This window comes from Vibrio rhizosphaerae, assembly GCF_024347095.1.
Taxonomy (GTDB): domain Bacteria; phylum Pseudomonadota; class Gammaproteobacteria; order Enterobacterales; family Vibrionaceae; genus Vibrio; species Vibrio rhizosphaerae.
The window spans coordinates 1,920,253-1,938,251 of the sequence record NZ_AP024903.1 but is presented as its reverse complement, the minus strand read 5'-3'; the positions used below and the strand labels follow the sequence as shown (position 1 = coordinate 1,938,251).

Below are 17,999 nucleotides of genomic sequence, written 5' to 3'. Positions count from 1 at the left end.
GATGGGAGTCACGAAAAGACCGTTATCTCTCAGGGGCGTAGGGCTCAGGATGATGATGAATACAACAATATTTTTCATCATATGGCATCACCTCCTACGACAAGTGAACAATAAGGATAAGCGCATGAAAAAGACCCTACACGCTGTCGCGATATGCACCTGTACGGCTCTGGGCTCGTTGAGTCTGAGTTTGAGCGCACACGCTGCCATTGCGGAAGGACAGCTTACAATCTGGATTAATGGAGATAAGGGCTACAACGGTCTGGCGGAAGTTGGTAAAAAATTTGAACAAGATACCGGGATTCCGGTCACCGTTCTCCACCCGGATGCGTTACAGGATAAATTCCCGCAGACCGCCGCCACCGGCGACGGGCCGGATATCGTTTTTTGGGCTCATGACCGGTTTGGCGGATATGCGGAAGCCGGTTTACTTGCAGAAATTCATCCTTCCCCGGAACTCAAAGCCAACATGTTCGATTTCACCTGGGATGCCGTTAAGTATCATGGCAAATACATCGGTTATCCGGTGGCCGTTGAGTCACTGTCGCTGATTTATAATAAGGATCTGGTACCTGAGCCGCCCAAAAACTGGGAGGATATCGCCAAACTGAATGACAAGCTGAGCAAACAGGGTAAAAGCGCGATTATGTGGAATCTGAAAGAGCCGTACTTTACTTGGCCATTGCTGGCTGCCGATGGCGGGTATGCGTTTAAATTCAGTGATGATAAAGGTTATGACATCCATGATATCGGGGTTAACAAGCCCGGAGTCCGTAAAGCGATGACGTTCCTGAAAGGGCTGGTCGATAGCCATGTCATTTCACCGGATATGGATTACTCGGTGTCTGAGTCCGAGTTTACCAAAGGTAAGACGGCCATGACCATTAACGGGCCGTGGAGTTGGGGCAACATTGATAAATCCGGCATTCATTACGGTGTCACTACGCTGCCGAAGTTAAACGGTCAAAACTCAAAACCGTTTGTCGGGGTTCTTTCTGCCGGAATCAGCACCGCTTCACCGAATAAAGATCTCGCGGTTGAATTTATTGAACACTATCTGTTGACCGATGAGGGGCTGGCGATGGTGAATGCGGATAAACCGCTGGGTGCGGTCGCGTTGAAATCTTATCAGCAAAAACTTTCCAGCGATCCGCGTATTGCTGCCACCATGTACAATGCGACATATGGTGAAATTATGCCAAATATACCGCAGATGAATGCATTCTGGAGCGCGATGAAAAATGCCATCATCAATGTCGTCGATGGTCGTCAGCCGGTTGATGCGGCACTGACTGATGCGCAAAAGCAAATTGCACATTAATGGAAGCGGGTCAGGCAATACTGAGCCGTCATGATTCATCTGTGATGATCCATGAGTGGCGTATCGCCTGACCTGAATTAGCTTGATTAGATTTCAGGAAGTTTTATGCAGTTCGTTCAGAAAGCAGACCCCGGCAGTTTGAGTACCGGTGATAAAATCAAGTGGATCAAATGGGTAACCCTGTTTGCGATAGGTATCCTGAACGGTTATGCCAGTATCATGATGTATGCGCGCGGAGAAATTGCATTTGCTTTGTTAACCATCGTGCTGACAGCGCTGGCACTCTACATCTTTGGCAGTCGGAAAACCTACGCGCATCGCTATATTTATCCCGGGATCGCCGGGATGATCCTGTTTATTCTGTTTCCGCTGGTTTACACCATCGGACTCTCATTCACCAATTACAGTGCCAAAAATCAGCTCTCGCTGGAACGGGCTCAGACCGTGTTACTCGACCAGACTTACCAAAGCGGTCAGAACTATCCTTTTACCCTGTACCATGCGTCAGACGGCTATCGTTTGGTCGTCCGTGACGGAGAGCATTTACTGACCACACCGGTATTTTCACTGGGCCGCCATGTCGCTCAATCGTTGCCATTAACGCCGATGCAACTGCCGCAAGAGTGGCGCAAAGAGTCATTGAAGACGGTGATTCAGCATCGGGATACGCTGGCCGGACTGAAACTAGTCACCCCACAAAAGCAGACCATTCGGATGAATGGGTTGCGGCGATTCTCAGCGATTGCCCCCAGATATCAATTGCTGGATGATGGCGTGACTCTGCGTAACCGGCAAAGTGGTGAATTACTCAAGCCCAATATGGACATCGGTTTTTATCAGCCGGTGGATCAAAACGGTCAGTTTTATCGGGATCCGATTTCTCCCGGATTTATCGTCAACATCGGCGCGACTAATTTTCAACGGGTATGGCAGGATGACGGTATCAAAGAACCCTTCATCAGTATTTTTATCTGGACGGTAGTTTTTTCCGCTCTGACCGTCGGGCTAACTCTAATCATTGGCTTGGTGCTCGCCAGTGTCGTGCAGTGGGAAGCGTTGCGCGGACGGTCGGTCTATCGTGTGCTGCTGATTTTACCTTATGCGGTGCCGGCTTTTATTTCGATCCTGATTTTTAAAGGATTGTTCAATCAAAGTTTCGGTGAAATCAACATGGTGTTGAATGCGCTGTTCGGTCTGAAACCGGCATGGTTTTCCGATCCCATTATGGCGCGGGTGATGGTGATTGCGGTCAACACTTGGCTGGGTTTTCCCTACATGATGATTTTATGTATGGGGTTGCTCAAAGCGATTCCCGAAGACCTCTACGAAGCATCGGCCATCGACGGGGCAGGGCCGCTGTATAATTTTACTAAAATTACCCTGCCATTGATGATCAAGCCGTTAACCCCGCTGTTGATCGCCAGCTTCGCATTCAATTTTAATAATTTCGTGATGATTTATCTGCTGACCGGCGGCGGGCCGAATATGATTGGCACAACCGAGCCGGCCGGCTATACGGATTTGCTGGTCAGCTACACCTACCGGATAGCCTTTGAGGGCAGCGGCGGCCGCGATTTCGGTCTGGCCAGTGCGATTGCGACCCTGATTTTCTTACTGGTGGGTGCATTGGCATTAATCAATCTTCGTTTCACGCGTGCAGGACAGGATTAAGGAGGCGTTGCATTATGGCAATGGTTCAGGGAAAAAGTTTGAAATACCGGGTCTGGGCAACCCATATTGGCTTATGGTTGTTTCTCTCACTGATTATTTTTCCGATGCTGATGATCGTGGCAATCTCATTACGAGAAGGTAACTTTGCCACCGGGAGCCTTATCCCGGAGCATCCGTCTTGGGAGCACTGGAAATTGGCACTGGGGTTTGCGGTGACGCATGCGGACGGTAGCGTCACGCCGCCACCGTTTCCGGTTTTGACTTGGCTGTGGAATTCGGTCAAGGTTGCCACGGTTTCCTCGGTACTGATCGTCGCTCTGTCTACCACATCGGCATACGCGTTTGCCCGGATGAAATTTGGTGGTAAAAGTCTCATTTTAAAGGCGATGATGATCTTCCAGATGTTCCCGGCTGTACTCGCGCTGGTGGCGATTTACGCCCTGTTTGATAGGTTGGGGCAGTATATTCCGTTTCTGGGGTTGAATACCCACGGCGGGCTGATTTTCTCTTATCTCGGTGGTATCGCGCTCCATGTCTGGACCATCAAAGGGTATTTTGAAACCATTGACGGTTCGCTGGAAGAGGCTGCCGCACTCGATGGAGCGACACCGTGGCAGGCCTTCCGTCTGGTGTTGTTACCGCTGTCCGTGCCGATTCTGGCGGTGGTATTCATTCTGTCGTTTATTGCCGCTGTCGGTGAAGTTCCGGTGGCATCGCTGCTACTGTCCGACATCAATCAATACACCCTTGCGGTCGGGATGCAGCAGTATCTGTATCCGCAAAACTACCTGTGGGGAGACTTTGCCGCTGCCGCAGTATTATCGGCACTGCCGATCACTCTGGTGTTCTTGTTAGCACAGCGCTGGTTAGTCGGTGGCCTGACAGCCGGTGGCGTGAAGGGCTGATGCGGTCATTTTCTCAGTCGGTGGCGGTGCGTAGCCGCCCTGACGGGTAGTTTTGACGTTCAGTCTGACCAGACTTTCACACAGCGACACGGCACAAGTAACCCCGTCGAGCACCGGGACTGAGAACTGAGCCGATAACTGTGCCGCCAGATCAACCATCCCGGCACAGCCGAGAACGATTGCTTCTGCGCGATCGTCGCGAAGCGCCAGCTCAATTTCCTGAGCTATTTTGTGGGCGGCCTCTGAGCCGTCCCGTTCTAATTCAAGCACCGGAATGTCAGAAGCACGCACGCGGATGCACTGTCGTTCCATCCCGTAACGCAGTAAATTGTGTTCCAGTGCCGGAACGGAGCGGGACAGCGTGGTGACAACACTGAACTTATTGGCGAGCATCGAGGCCACCCGGTAAGCGGCTTCACCAATCCCAATCACCGGTTTATCCGTGATACAACGGGCTGCATCCAGACCGGTATCATCAAAACAAGCAATCACAACGGCATCGAAATCGTCATGTGCCTGAATCGCCTGAAGCATACCGGGCACAGACATCGCTTCATCGTAATAGCCTTCAATTGAAACCGGGCCGTGTGCCGAAGTCACTGCAATAATTTCAGTGCCTTCCGAGGCCACTTGCCGGGCTGCAAGACATGCTTTTTCAGTCATCGTGGTGGTGGTATTCGGGTTAACAACGAGGATCCGCATTGGTTCATTCTCTCCATGAATTCGGGAACTGGGTGGGTCTTTCAGAGCATGATGCAGATTGTATACAATTTCAAACGCAATTCAATTTTCAACTGAATCTAATTTCAAACGTGCTCTCATTTCAAACATCATGGCTTGTCGGTTTTATGGGATGTGAATTCGTGAGCCGGTGCTGAGGTATTTATCAAACCAAGCGACGGTCTTCGGTTGATCAACGTTGCATCGATCAGCCGAAGGCCGCGCTTAAATCACGGGTCAGACTTGTTCTGAACTCAATACCATGGCTTCGCTGGCTTTGGCACGCTGAGATTTGGTGGCCAGAAAATAGAGATAGCCGACAAACATCATAGCCGCGAATAACAGGGCGATGATGAGATTAAACCAGATCATGGCGATCAGGCAGATTACCGATAAAACCAAAGCAATGGCGGGAACAACCGGATACCCCGGCGCCCGGTAGCTGCGCACCATGTGGGGTTCACTCTGGCGCAGTTTAAACAGACTGAGCATACTCATGATATACATCACAATTGCCCCGAAGACTGCCATAGTGATCATCGCGGCAGTTAAACTCATCCCTTGCAGATTAATGATCCCGTCACTGAAAATCGCAATAATTCCAATAATACCACCGGTGATAATCGCACGTTGCGGGGTCTTGAATGCCGAGAGTTTTGCCAGACCTGCGGGCATGTAACCGGCACGGGCGAGAGCAAAAAACTGGCGGGAATAGCCGAGAATAATGCCGTGGAAACTGGCAATCAGACCAAACAGGCCAATCCAGACCAGCATATGCAGCCAGGTAGAGTTATCGCCGACAATCATTTTCATCGCTTGGGGCAGCGGGTCATTAATCCCTGACAGGGTTTGCCAGTTTCCTGCACCGCCGGCGAATATCATGACACCAATCGCCAGCACAACCAGCGTCAGAATCCCGGAAATATAAGCAACAGGAATGGTTCGTTTCGGATCTTTGGCCTCTTCCGCAGCCATAGCAGCACCCTCGATAGCGAGAAAGAACCAGATCGCAAACGGAATGGCTGCAAACACTCCGGTCATGGCGTGAACACCAAAGGTATCACTACCGGCCCAGCCGTTGGCGGTGAAGTTCGCCAGACTGAATCCGGGGGCGACGACGCCCATAAATACCAATAATTCAATCACCGCTAAAATGGTTACCAAGAGTTCAAAGGTCGCGGCAAGTTTGACACCCAGACAGTTCAGCCCCATGAAGACAATATAAGCGCCGACGGCGGCATATTTGGGATCCAAACCGGGATACTGAACATTGAGATAAGCACCGATGGCCATTGCAATCGCCGGTGGCGCGAAAACGAATTCAATCAGCGTCGCATAACCTGCAATAAGCCCGCCGATTTCGCCGAAAGCGCGTCGGCTATAGGCAAACGGCCCGCCCGCATGTGGAATCGCGGCGGTCAGTTCCGTAAAGCTAAAAATAAAACAGGTATACATGATGGCAATTAAGGCTGTGGTAATCAGGAAGCCGAGTGTTCCGGCTACGCCCCAGCCATAACTCCAGCCAAAATATTCGCCGGAGATCACAAGCCCGACCGCAATTCCCCACAGGTGAATCGTGCCCAGCGTTGGTTTCAATTTTTCGGTCATGATTGCCCTCCATTCATTCCATTTCATGACGATGAGATCCTTTCCCAACATCCATGTTTTCAACAATATGACAGACGTCCAATGCTTAAAGTGTGCCTGAATGGTTTCGGTGGTGTGCAAGGGGGGAAGAGACGGCTGTGGTGATATCCGTGTGGGTAGGTGTGGATTACATCAAACGAGAGAGTGTGGTTGTTTCGTGGGGATTCGATGTGGTGAAACGATCCATATTCCGGCAATTGAGAGCGTCGATGTTATGCCGGAAAAGGCTCGTAAAATCAGTGGGAAGACCGGCCGTCAAGGGGATGATTTGCGCAATGATTGTGCACGGAGAACTGTTTTTGTGCGTTTCTTTCGGTGCATGACCTGAGAATATCCGATCATCGTTAAGCAGGGCACCGGGCGTGCCCTGCATCAAGATCGTTATTGAAGACGGATCTGAGTCAGCGCTTGAAACAGGGCTTTTTTATCTGCGTTAATGAGGTATTTTGAATTGAGCGTGGTTTTAAATGTGGCATAGTCGCTTGCGGAGAAGTGCCCGCCGTCGCGCAGATACGCCGCAATATCGGTATTAATTTGGTTACCGAGTTTGATCAGCGCAGGGCGAATCACCGTTTTTAAGTCTCTGGGTTGCGCGGCCGTCGGCTGGCTTAATAAATCAGCACGATAGCGATACTGTATCGCTTTGGCGGCTGAGATCTGTGCTTTAAAAAATCCGACCACACTCTGTTTATCCAATCCTTTTTGCGCTGCCGACTGGCTCGCCTTGTCAATCACAACCACTTCACGCTCAAGATCTTCAATCGGTTTTCTGTGGATGGCTTTGTACAAGGCGACATCTTCCATATAACTGAGTCGCTGGTTGATGGTTGAAAAAATCTCCGCAGGTGTCGGGGCTGCGAATACATTGAATGATAACAATGCCACGACCAGTACGGTTATCGTTTTAAACATAACTACCTCATATTTTATGAATAAGATTGATTATCATAGAGTGATTTGTCGGTGGCGCAATCGATTTTATGACTGGTGTTGAGGAAAGGGGGCGTCCTAAACACTTGTATTACAAGTTTTATCTTCCCAGCCTTCCGGTGTTGCAGTTTGACGCACAATTGTGTTTTTCGGTTTCAGAGGCATCGGTGCTCTGTGCGCCAGTTCATCTTTCAGAGATGAAAGACGAACCAGAAAATCTTTTTTGTTGGGCTTGGTCGCGGGTTGTCCAGAACCAGCTTTTACGGGCGTCCTGCCCGGAAAAGCCTAATCATTCATCCTTGAATGATTTTCTTTGATTGGTGGTTTGTTTGAGTGAAGTGAAACATGTTTAAAACGAAGCTAAATTGATCGATGCTCTCAGGGTGAAAAATCATGGACGATTTTTCAGGATTGCTTGAGCAGGATGCGAATCAATCCGACCCTGATGACGTGCGCTGAACTCAAACTCTAGGCCTTTTGGGGTACTTTTTCGGCCTTGAAAAAGTACCTGGGGCGCAGTCGGAGATGGCAATGAGATCGAAGAAAGTCATTGCGTCCCAAACTCAGCAGCATCCTTTTACTTTTCCAGCCTCCGGCGTTGCAGTTTGACGCACAATTACGTTTTTCGGTTTCAGAGGCATCGGTGCTCAGTGCGCCAGTTCATCTTTCAGAGATGAAAGACGAACCAGAAAATCTTTTTTGTTGGGCTTGGTCACACGCGTTCCAGAACCGGCTTTTACGGGCGTCCTGCCCGGAAAAGCCTAATCATTCATCCTTGAATGATTTTCTTGGTTGGGTGGTTGATTTGAATAAAGTGAAACATTGAATCAACAAGGCTCAATTGATCGATGCTCTCAGGGTGAAAAATCATGGATGAATTTTCAGGATTGCTTGAGCAGGATGCGAATCAATCCGACCCTGATGGCATGCGCTGAACTCAAACTCTAGGCCTTTTGGGGTACTTTTTCGGCCTTGAAAAAGTACCTGGGGCGCAGTCGGAGATGGCAATGAGATCGAAGAAAGTCATTGCGTCCCAAACTCAGCAGCATTCTTTTACTTTTCCAGCCTTCGGCGTTGCAGTTTGACGCACAATTACGTTTTTCGGTTTCAGAGGCATCGGTGCTCTGTGCGCCAGTTCATCTTTCAGAGATGAAAGACGAACCAGAAAATCTTTTTTGTTTGGCGGCGTCACACGCGTTCCAGAACCAGCTTTTACGGGCGTCCTGCCCGGAAAAGCCTAACCATTCTTCCATGAATGGTTTTCTTTGTTGGGTGGTTGATTTGAGTTGGGTGAAACATAGCAAAAGCTAGATTGATGATAGGACTCGGAGTGAAATTTTTGTTTGATATTGGGACATTGTCAATATTTTTCATGAGTATTTTCAATTCATTGCATGAGGTTTTTATCGAATCGTTCTGTATAATCACGATGACGTGCTACTGAGAATAAAAAGGAGATTTGTCGTGAAGGTCTATGGAGATATCCAATCTGGAAATTGTTACAAGGTAAAACTGTTGCTTTCATTTTTAGGGATTGCGCATGAATGGTGCCACATGAGTGTTTTAAAGGGCGACACTAAAACGGCTGCGTTTTTGTCAATCAACCCGAACGGCAGAATACCAGCAGTTGTCTTGGATGATGGCCGCTTTTTGTCAGAGTCGAACGCCATTCTGGGGTATTTTGCTGATGGGACAGCATTTATTCCTAGTGACAAATATGACAAAGCTAAAATGTATGAATGGTTGTTCTTTGAGCAATATAGCCATGAGCCATTCATCGCAGTAGCGCGTTTTATACAAAAATTTCAAGGTATGCCAGCATCAAGATTAGAGGAGTACCATGCATTGCAGCCCGGTGGTAACAAAGCTTTATCAATTATGGATAGCCAACTAACTCAAACGGATTATCTTGTTGGCAACCAATTGACGCTCGCTGATATTGCGTTGTACGCGTATACGCATGTGGCAAATGAGGGTGGCTTTGACTTATCCCGTTATCCAAACATTCAATTATGGTGTAAACGAATTCAAGCACATGAAAGTTACGTTGGTATGGCCTAAAGCACAGATTAGACTGCACGATAATTTCTGCTTGGCATGATATTACCCTGATTTTTATACGATTATGTGAAATGTTTATTGGACGACAGCAAGTGATAGAGAAGTATTCCTATTGCATGGTTTTGTATCACTTTCTGTTAGCTGTAAAGGAAAAAAATGAAGAAAAAACACTTGATTTATGGATTGGTTGGTTCGCTTGTAATCACTGGTCCGTTAGGTGCTGAAGCAATAGGCGGTCGGTCCGGCACTTTAGACATGCAGATACTGTTTACGATGCTTGCGTTTACTGTCTATAGCATTATCGGTTTGTGTTGTCATGCAACATTGGCAAGCAAATATGCTGATGTTGGTAAGTTTGGTTTAGGCGTTACTTGCTGTGGACTGGTATTTTCTATTGTGACGACTTGGGCAGAATTTCGAATTGAGGATTTTCTTCCATTTCGTTTCACTTTGTTAGTGATCAGTATTTGCTTTGCTCACTGTTCCCTGATGTTGTTAGTAAAAGTTTACAACTCCGCTATCTCAGCAACAAGGATTATCTCGATATCTGCAAGTATACTTTGCGCTTGCATCGCCTTGTCTATGACGGATATTCGTAATCTAAATGTAGAGGTACTTATGCTACTTGGCATCGTTGCTATTGTGGGTTTGATATCAACAATTATCACATCAATATTGTCATTCACAGCGGATAAGTCAAATTACACGGACGACGAAAACGCCACCGATGTTTGAGAAGCGTTAATGTTACAAGGAAGTGCCAATTCCCAAGCTTTAAATATCATCCTTTTATTTTTCCAGCCATCGGCGTTGCAGTTTGACGCACAATTGCGTTCCTCAATTCCAGAGACATCGGTGCTCTGTGCGCCAGTTCATCTTTCAGAGATGAAAGACGAACCAGAAAATCTTTTTTGTTTGGCTTGGTCGCGCGTTGTCCAGAACCAGCTTTTACGGGCGTCCTGCCCGGAAAAGCCTAACCATTCTTCCATGAATGGTTTTCTTGGTTAGGTGGTGAATTTGAGTTAGGTGAAACACTGAATCAATAAAGCTCAATTGATCGATGTTCTCAGGGTAAAATTCACGGATGAATTTTAAGCTTTTCGTGAGCAGGAGCGAATAAAAGCGACCCTGATTACGCGCACCGAACTCAAAAAGATGCTTTTGGTTCCTTTTGACATCCATCAAAAGGAACTGGGGCGCAGTCGGAGATGGCAATGAGATCGAAGAAAGTCATTGCGTCCCAAACTCAGCATCATCCTTTTACTTTCCAGCCATCGGCGTTGCAGTTTGACGCACAATAGCGTTCCCCAATTTCAGAGACATCGGTGTTCTGTGCGCCAGTTACTCTTGCCAAGATGCAAGCGTAACCAGAAAATCTTTTTTGTTTGGTTTGATCAAACGCTTTCCAGAACCAGCTTTTACGGGCGTCCTGCCCGGAAAAGCTTAATCATTCTTCCTTGAATGATTTTCTTGGTTGGGTGGTTGATTTGAATAAAGTGAAACATTGAATCAACGAAGCTCAACTGATCGATGTGCTCAGGGTAAAATTCACGGATGAATTTTAAGCTTTTCGTGAGCAGGAGCGAATAAAAGCGACCCTGATTACGCGCACCGAACTCAAAAAGATGCTTTTGGTTCCTTTTGACATCCATCAAAAGGAACTGGGGCGCAGTCGGAGATGGCAATGAGATCGAAGAAAGTCATTGCGTCCCAAACCAGCAGCATTACCATTCCACACACCAAACCACAATTTAATCACCTCAAGCGAGCTTCCCTGTTACTCCCATTCCAAAAATAACCACTCCTCATCAAAACCCCCAAATTTAAACATGTTTTATAAATCCATTTGAGTATAATTATTGATTCATATGAAAATAATTTTATCAATAAGCATCCATCGATAAAACAATCACGGCTCAGTCAACAACGTCAATGAACTATCAAACCACTCAAATCTACAACCTGATGCGTTATGAATTTGCTCAAGTTGAAGGGGATTTTGCCTCTTTAAGTGAGTCAGAGATGAAATCTGTCATGCCTGCCGGAATGCGCTTTGCTGATTTTCTTGAACAACTTCACTACGGTCATCAAGTGTTACTCAGTGATGTGCCATCGGTTCCGTTGCTGATTCGGGATCGGGATGAATGGGGCAATCAATATTGGCGAGTCAATCCCGGGGTTGAGCCTCATCTCGATTCATTAGCCTTCAAGGCTTATACCGCCAGAGTTGAACTGGTCAATCATGGCATCGGTTCATCTTATTCCGGCAGCGTTAACGCTTCTGTTTCTACCGAGCCTTATGTCGAGCGTGAACCTGTGAAACTCACTTTAGCAGAACGTCTGAACAAGCAGCGTCAGGAGCGACTACGGGAGCTGGATAAAATCCCACTGCCTTCATCCGCATGGCAGAACGTATTTAACAAACCGCCCGTCAAACCCTCCCGTTTCGCCAAATCTGCGCGAGTGCCGAGCGGTACGTGTGACATCGGTACACAAAGAGAGTCGCTTTCTGCGCTGGGGGATTATGCAGCTTATACACTGGCCGTCGGGCAAGGGGTAAGTGCAGCATCTGGAGAAGCCTTTTTAACGCGTATTGGCGGTGCAGCGCTGGCAGAACTGCCGGGAATGGCGATGAAAATCGTCGGGCGAGCTGGCATTCTGGCTGCATTTGTGCCGAACAAATTAGCGGACAGTACGCTCTACAGCGCTGCTGATATGAGTAATAAAGACACGGTTGAAACCAATATTCGCTTGGGTTTCAATACGGAAGGGCGAATTTACGGCTATCACGTCAATGGGGCGAATATCCCTAAGCGTGAAGTAAAACAGGTCGGTGAGCGGTTTGTCGTTGAGTTAGAGCCGGATATCACTATTGAATGGGTGCCGATCAGTGGTGATTTTGGCGGTAAACCGATCCTTGTCAATCCTATCCCGGAGATGGAAAAGTTCGATATCTGGATCCATCCGGAAGCGGAGCAAGGTCAAGAGTTTGATAATACCTACATTACGCCAATTACTGATGCGGATCTGCAAGACTATATTCTGACCTTTCCGGCAGTGACTGGGTTACCGCCGTTGTATGTGGTGTATAGTGAAGATGCTTATTCAGCAGGATTTAAAACAACGCTTTCACCCGATTCATATCCGGGGGTCTCACGGGCTAGACATTTTCAAGAAGCCAATGAAAATTTATTGCAACAAATGGAGAAAGATCCCGAATTTGCAGAAAAAATGAGATTATTAGGTATTCACTTGGAGAGAACACCAAGAGGATTAGCGCCACGTAGACCGCCCGACGGCTGGACTTGGCATCATGAAATCGGGAAAGGGGAAATGATTTTGGTTCCTCGTTCTCAGCATACAATAGGGAGTGAAGAATGGGATGTTCTTCATCCAAAGAATAAAGGGGGTTACGCAATATGGGGAAAATGAGATGACATTGAATGAAATCATACAAAATATCGATGCCTTTGATTCTGAACATACAATATACATTGATAGCAACTGGAATTCGGATTCAGAAGCCATTGTTTGTAATGAGCCTAGTGATGGGCAAGCGCCAGAGGGATATGAATATTTTTTAGAAGTTTTTCTGGTGCAAGAGATTATGAAGGATTTAGGGACATCATCGGTTGATAGAATTATTGCATACGCTCAGAATGATGCTTAAAAACCCCTGCACTGAAAAATAGACCTGTGAAGAAATCATTCCCTCGTTCACAAGACTCGAACTGAAATAAGGAAAGCTATTCGCTACTCCTTTGAATTCCATCGCATTTTTTCTCAATGAACAATGTAAAACGAGTGGTGATGGTGTTCTTTGTCAGCCGCTTCTTTTATGCTAGCGCTATTCATCCACAACGAGCCTCAATACTGCGATTATGAAAACATCCCTCGACCATCTGCCTGAATATAAACAGCGTGAGCTGGCGGACATCTCAATGATTCTGCGCGATACACTGGAAGATTACCTGCAAGGCAAACAGGGCAGTAAGCGTGAGTTTCGCATTCTGAAAATTATTCTGTTCGGCAGCCATGCCAAAGGCAGTTGGGTCAAGGATCCGGTCAATGGTTATATCAGCGATTACGATATTCTGGTGATCGTTAATAAAGCCGCCTTGGTGGAGGATTATGTAGTCTGGCAGAGGGCCGAAGAGCAAATTGATCGCAAAGTGAAATCGGCCCCGTTGGGTTTGATTGTCCACGATTTAAAGGAAGTGAACGAGCGCTTGCAACAGGGTCACTATTTCTTTAAGGATATCCGCGAAGAGGGCATTGAACTGTTTGCCGCGACGCCGAAACCGTTGGCGGAGCCGGGTGATTTGACTGAGGAAGAGCTGCGAGAGATTGCCCGTAAGCATTATGAACACTGGTTTAAGCGTTCATGTAGCGGATTAAAAATGTTTCATTTCGCGTTTGAAAAATCAATGATTCACGATGCCGCTTTTACGCTTCATCAAGTCACAGAAAAACTCTTTGCCTGTACATTACTCACTTGTACCAACTACTTGCCGAAGTCTCACAATATCGAGAAACTCGGTAATCTGTGCGCACAGATTGATCCGGCCTTTGCTGAGATTTTCCCGATGGACAACAAATTCCATCGCCGTAGTTTTCGGCGTCTGCAACGGGCGTATGTTGATGCGCGTTATTCAGCGCACTACGAAATCACTGAAGAAGAGTTGAATTATTTGGTGGCAGAGGTGCAGCGGTTGCAGGCATTAACCGAAGAGGTTTGTCGGGGGAGGATCGGGGATTGAGTGTTGTATTTTGATTCGTAGCTTTTGGCATTTGGATGTGACGCACAATTAAATTTTTCGGTTTCAGAGACATCGGTGTTTTGTGCGCCAGTTACTCTTGCAGAGATGCAAGAGTAACCAGAAGATCTTTTTTGTTTGGCTTGGTCACACGCGTTCCAGAACCAGCTTTTACGGGCGTCCTGCCCGGAAAAGCCTAACCATTCATCCGTGAATGGTTTTCTTTGTTTGGTGGTTGACTTGAATAGCGTGAAACATTGAATCAACAAAGCTCAATTGATCGATGCTCTCAGGGTGAAAAATCATGGACGATTTTTCAGGATTGCTAGAGCAGGATGCGAATCAATCCGACCCTGATTACGTGCGCTGAACTCAAAAAAGATGCTTTTGGTTCCTTTTGCATCCATCAAAAGGAACTGGGGCGCAATCGGAGATGCTAATGAAATTGCAGAGTCTGATTGCGCACCAAACCAACAGATTTACTATTGGTTACACCAAACCACAATTTAATCATTTCAAGCTGGCTTTCCTGTTACCTTGTTTGTTACGGTTGGTTGGACTATTATTTGTACGTAATTATGTACAAATAGAGGCTTTTGCAATGAAACGTATTCGCTTTGACCAAGACATCAAACCGTTATCTGAATTTCGTTCAGGTGTGGCTTCGTTTATCAAACAAATCAATGAGACTCGGCGTCCGTTGGTGATTACTCAAAGGGGCAAGGGGGTTGCTGTGGTTCTGGATGTAGAAGAATATGAAGCAATGCAAGAAAAAATAGAATTACTTGAAGAAATGCGAGCGGCAGAAGCACAACTTGCTTCAGGTATGGGAATTTCTAACGAAGACGCTCGGGCTAATGTACTGGAACGTATTAAAAAATGAATGTTGTTTGGGCGCCATTCGCCCTTGAGAAATTAGGAGATGCGGCAGAATTTATTTCGTTAGACGATCCTGTAGCAGCAGAAAATTGGGTTAATGATGTTTTTGATAAAACGGAATTATTAGGAACTATGCCTGAAATGGGGAGAGTTGTTCCCGAGCTGCCGAATACGAACTATCGAGAAATTATCTTTGGTCACTACCGTATTATTTATAGTTGCTCTATTGAAATACGGATACTCACAGTGAGAAATTGCCGTCAGATATTAACAAAAGATGACGTATGCTGAACTTAAACTTAAGGCATTTTTAATTTGCAGTCTCCGGCTCCCAAATTTGACGCACAATTGCGTTCCTCAATTCTAGAGGCATCGGTGCTCTGTGCGCCAGTTCATCTTTCAGAGATGAAAGACGAACCAGAAAATCTTTTTTGTTTGGCTTGGTCGCACGTTGTCCAGAACCAGCTTTTACGGGCGTCCTGCCCGGAAAAGCCTAACCATTCATCCGTGAATGGTTTTCTTTGTTGAGTGGTTGATTTGAATAGCGTGAAACATTGAATCAACAAAGCTCAACTGATCGATGCTCTCAGGGTGAAAAATCATGGACGATTTTTCAGGATTGCTTGAGCAGGATGCGAATCAATCCGACCCTGATGACGCGCGCTGAACTCAACCCCTAGGCCTTTTGGGGTACTTTTTCGGCCGTGAAAAAGTACCTGGGGCGCAGTCGAAGATGTGATTGAAACCGATGAACTTGATTGCGTCCCAAACCAACAGCGTTACTGCTTCGTGTACCAAACCTCTTCATCACACCTTACTGATTGTTTAAACACTGCAATTTCTTGCAAACCTTACCTACATCAAAGAATGTCATATCTGTGTTAATTTTTTCTGGATGTTTTCTGTAACCTATTCAATGCTATGTAGCGTGTTTAGATGCTTATTCGAGATATATGATAAGAGGACGTATGGCGGTAACGTGGGTGAATCAGTTGTGCGCAGGTTAGACGGCACAGAGCTGTAATTTCTGCTTGGGATATTTTTCATCCGTGTTTTCATAAGATTATGTGAAGTATTCTATTGGATGACAGCAGGTTATACAGAAGTATTCTTATAGAGTGGTTCTATATAATAAATTATTAGGCTTCTGGCGGTAATTACCTCCGAAATTAAAAAAGGAAGATATGAAACCAATAATTATTGATGCTGCAACGATATTTGACCCAGCTAGATTATTAGCAGTATTGGCTTCAGTTGATATAAGGCACTCGGAGGTTTGGGTGTCGCAACGCTATGACCACTTTAAAGAGAAAGACTTTATTACTGGATTTGGTACAGATAGCAAGTTTGCACTTCTGCCAGATGCCAATGGACGGTACAAGACCGATCCATTGGAAATCCCTTCTATTAACGAAAAGTTGAATCCTAAATCATGGGTTACAGGCCCTAAAATACTGCGCTGGGCTCTTGATAAGGGTATGGTTGTTCCAAAAGATTTGTATAAATACGAAGAACTTGCCATCGAACTTGAGAAGGAAAATCAAATTAGTAATTTGTCCGAAGCAATTATGCTCGGACCTCCTTCGGAATACGATATTCGAGCGGGAAAAGAAAGAACAGAGGAATATCTAAAACGGACTGGGCAAAAAAGTCTAGGCGCTGAATATGCTTGGAGGCTGGAGCCCTACGGTATAGGGCATGGGCTGGGTTTGATTTTGGCAGCGGCACAAGAAGATGGCGTCGAACCATTTCTAAGTCACCCCAATTTCCGAGACAATCAATCAACATATAATTATTCTTTCTATAAGCGCGATCTGTCGCTCGGATTTGCGCTTGAGGATAAACCCCAGAGCCCAGAAGCAGTAATTGAAATTGAAGCAGCCTTAAAAGATGCATCGAGGTTACTTAAGAGCCCTGAGCCTATAGTACTTTCTGAAGTGGCTTTCTATCTTGAGCAAAAGGAAAGAATTGAGTCAATTACGGGAATTATCACGGCCTCCAAAGATCTGGAGTCGAGAAATAAAGATATTGGTATCATAACTGGAAAGTATGCTGGAACTGTAATCGCAGACGGTGCTTTCTTTGGAGGCATACCAGTAACGACCACATTAGTATCTCTGTATGATGTGGGCATCAGGTATTTCAAATCAAAGAAATGAGCTTGTCATATAAGCCTAACAATCCAATGCACGCGGAGCCAGCTACGTTGCGCAATTTGTGTGGTGTCGCTTCGCTCTTTTACCACAAAAATAGCTGGCCCGGTGAGTGGAGCGTTAGCCGTAAAAATTTATATCGAGTACAATTTGAAAAAGTTCTGTTTGCTAAAAATTTATTTGAGGAGTAATGAGTTCGTGAAGTGGCTTTTTGAAACCTTAATTGTTAACCCTTTGATTTGGTTGTTTTCATTTCGACCAGAAGAAAAACAGGAAAAAGATCCTTCCCAAAAGCTGCTAAACAGTATGAGAATTACTGCAAAGTGCAGATTTAATGCATCTGTTAGGCTGGAAAGGGCTAGTACCTATTCCTTTTTAACCACGACAGTGTTGTCTCTGGGTCTTATTTTTATCCCTCTTTATCAGAACTCTGGCTTAGAAATATCCTATAGTGAGCAAGTACTAAGTATGTTGCAAATATTCTTAGCTGTAGCCGTTTTGGTATACTCTGTGGTTATTGGTACTTCTAAACATGACCTACGTTCAGCTGCGCTTGACCGTTGTGGCGTTGGTATCAAAGAACTTATACGAAAGTTAAGAAATGAGATATCAGAATCAAAAGTTAGTGGAGTTAGTATTGATTTAGAAAAATATCATGCTGACTATCATGAAATATCCACCGAACCAGAGAATCATGTTCGTGTAGACTATTTGTTCGCTGTATTAGAGTCGAGGTCAGACTTTGATATTACGGGGGTGAAGAGACTGTATTTATTGGGTAAAGCTTACCTTATGTACTCTATTCCTTATGTCATTCCTACAGCTATGATGTTGTTTGAAGTATTGTTTATTTTGGATGTTTTAGGTGTAACAAACTGCTTTACTGATATTTTTGGGATTGCTAAATCAACCACATCGGTTAATCACGGCTAACAAGATAATTGGACTCCCGCTC

The 17,999-nt window shown here is 45.9% G+C and carries 17 protein-coding genes; 14 read left to right on the top strand and 3 right to left on the bottom strand.

Annotated elements, in window-relative coordinates:
• The first annotated feature begins 124 nt into the window (after positions 1 to 124).
• The 3 genes from malE to malG all read left to right on the top strand — a co-directional run bounded on the left by malE (position 125) and on the right by malG (position 3,897).
• The gene (malE, locus tag OCV37_RS08260) at positions 125 to 1,321 is read left to right on the top strand and encodes a maltose/maltodextrin ABC transporter substrate-binding protein MalE (RefSeq protein ID WP_038179699.1); all 1,197 of its coding nucleotides are present in this window, start codon (positions 125 to 127) and stop codon (positions 1,319 to 1,321) included.
• A gap of 105 nt (positions 1,322 to 1,426) precedes the next feature.
• Positions 1,427 to 2,992, top strand: a complete 1,566-nt coding sequence (gene malF / locus OCV37_RS08255) for a maltose ABC transporter permease MalF (protein WP_038179701.1) — start codon at positions 1,427 to 1,429, stop codon at positions 2,990 to 2,992.
• 14 nt (positions 2,993 to 3,006) lie between these two features.
• The gene (malG, locus tag OCV37_RS08250) at positions 3,007 to 3,897 is read left to right on the top strand and encodes a maltose ABC transporter permease MalG (protein WP_038179703.1); all 891 of its coding nucleotides are present in this window, start codon (positions 3,007 to 3,009) and stop codon (positions 3,895 to 3,897) included.
• On the opposite strand, the gene OCV37_RS08245 is transcribed toward malG, so the two are convergent.
• The 3 genes from OCV37_RS08245 to OCV37_RS08235 form a co-directional block, all read right to left on the bottom strand.
• Positions 3,859 to 4,599 (bottom strand): aspartate/glutamate racemase family protein, encoded by a 741-nt coding sequence (locus OCV37_RS08245; protein WP_051680434.1) that lies wholly within the window; start codon positions 4,597 to 4,599, stop codon positions 3,859 to 3,861. The two genes, malG and OCV37_RS08245, sit on opposite strands and share 39 nt — an antisense overlap.
• A 255-nt stretch (positions 4,600 to 4,854) precedes the next feature.
• A complete protein-coding gene (gene eat / locus OCV37_RS08240; protein ID WP_038179705.1) occupies positions 4,855 to 6,225 on the bottom strand; it encodes an ethanolamine permease in 1,371 nt (456 codons plus the stop codon).
• A gap of 420 nt (positions 6,226 to 6,645) precedes the next feature.
• Positions 6,646 to 7,176, bottom strand: coding sequence for a chorismate mutase (locus tag OCV37_RS08235; RefSeq protein ID WP_038179706.1), 531 nt, complete (start codon positions 7,174 to 7,176; stop codon positions 6,646 to 6,648).
• Between the two features lie 1,044 nt (positions 7,177 to 8,220).
• Here OCV37_RS08235 and OCV37_RS08230 point away from each other — a divergent pair.
• The 11 genes from OCV37_RS08230 (at position 8,221) to OCV37_RS08180 (ending at position 17,977) form a co-directional block, all read left to right on the top strand.
• Positions 8,221 to 8,505 (top strand): hypothetical protein, encoded by a 285-nt coding sequence (locus tag OCV37_RS08230; protein ID WP_157634913.1) that lies wholly within the window; start codon positions 8,221 to 8,223, stop codon positions 8,503 to 8,505.
• Positions 8,506 to 8,658: 153 nt separating this feature from the next.
• Positions 8,659 to 9,255 carry a glutathione S-transferase family protein gene (locus tag OCV37_RS08225; protein ID WP_038179709.1) on the top strand — a complete coding sequence of 199 codons (597 nt, stop codon included), beginning with the start codon at positions 8,659 to 8,661 and terminating at the stop codon, positions 9,253 to 9,255.
• Positions 9,256 to 9,411: 156 nt separating this feature from the next.
• Positions 9,412 to 9,990: a hypothetical protein gene (locus tag OCV37_RS08220; protein WP_038179711.1), complete on the top strand. Its 579-nt coding sequence runs from the start codon at positions 9,412 to 9,414 to the stop codon at positions 9,988 to 9,990.
• 9 nt (positions 9,991 to 9,999) lie between these two features.
• The gene (locus tag OCV37_RS08215) at positions 10,000 to 10,263 is read left to right on the top strand and encodes a hypothetical protein (protein WP_038179713.1); all 264 of its coding nucleotides are present in this window, start codon (positions 10,000 to 10,002) and stop codon (positions 10,261 to 10,263) included.
• A 924-nt stretch (positions 10,264 to 11,187) separates the two neighbouring features.
• Complete coding sequence (locus OCV37_RS08210) at positions 11,188 to 12,687, top strand: S-type pyocin domain-containing protein (RefSeq protein ID WP_038179715.1); 1,500 nt, start codon at positions 11,188 to 11,190, stop codon at positions 12,685 to 12,687.
• A 1-nt stretch (position 12,688) separates the two neighbouring features.
• The gene (locus OCV37_RS08205) at positions 12,689 to 12,925 is read left to right on the top strand and encodes a hypothetical protein (RefSeq protein ID WP_038179717.1); all 237 of its coding nucleotides are present in this window, start codon (positions 12,689 to 12,691) and stop codon (positions 12,923 to 12,925) included.
• A 211-nt stretch (positions 12,926 to 13,136) separates the two neighbouring features.
• On the top strand, positions 13,137 to 14,015 hold the full coding sequence (locus OCV37_RS08200) for a HEPN domain-containing protein (protein WP_261888068.1): 879 nt from the start codon (positions 13,137 to 13,139) through the stop codon (positions 14,013 to 14,015).
• Positions 14,016 to 14,613: 598 nt separating this feature from the next.
• Positions 14,614 to 14,895 (top strand): type II toxin-antitoxin system Phd/YefM family antitoxin, encoded by a 282-nt coding sequence (locus OCV37_RS08195; protein ID WP_038179832.1) that lies wholly within the window; start codon positions 14,614 to 14,616, stop codon positions 14,893 to 14,895.
• The gene (locus tag OCV37_RS08190) at positions 14,892 to 15,182 is read left to right on the top strand and encodes a type II toxin-antitoxin system RelE/ParE family toxin (protein ID WP_038179721.1); all 291 of its coding nucleotides are present in this window, start codon (positions 14,892 to 14,894) and stop codon (positions 15,180 to 15,182) included. Before OCV37_RS08195 ends, OCV37_RS08190 begins: the two co-directional genes overlap by 4 nt.
• Before the next feature lie 893 nt (positions 15,183 to 16,075).
• The gene (locus tag OCV37_RS08185; protein ID WP_038179723.1) at positions 16,076 to 17,050 is read left to right on the top strand and encodes a hypothetical protein; all 975 of its coding nucleotides are present in this window, start codon (positions 16,076 to 16,078) and stop codon (positions 17,048 to 17,050) included.
• Between the two features lie 192 nt (positions 17,051 to 17,242).
• Complete coding sequence (locus OCV37_RS08180; protein WP_038179833.1) at positions 17,243 to 17,977, top strand: SLATT domain-containing protein; 735 nt, start codon at positions 17,243 to 17,245, stop codon at positions 17,975 to 17,977.
• Positions 17,978 to 17,999: the final 22 nt, after the last annotated feature.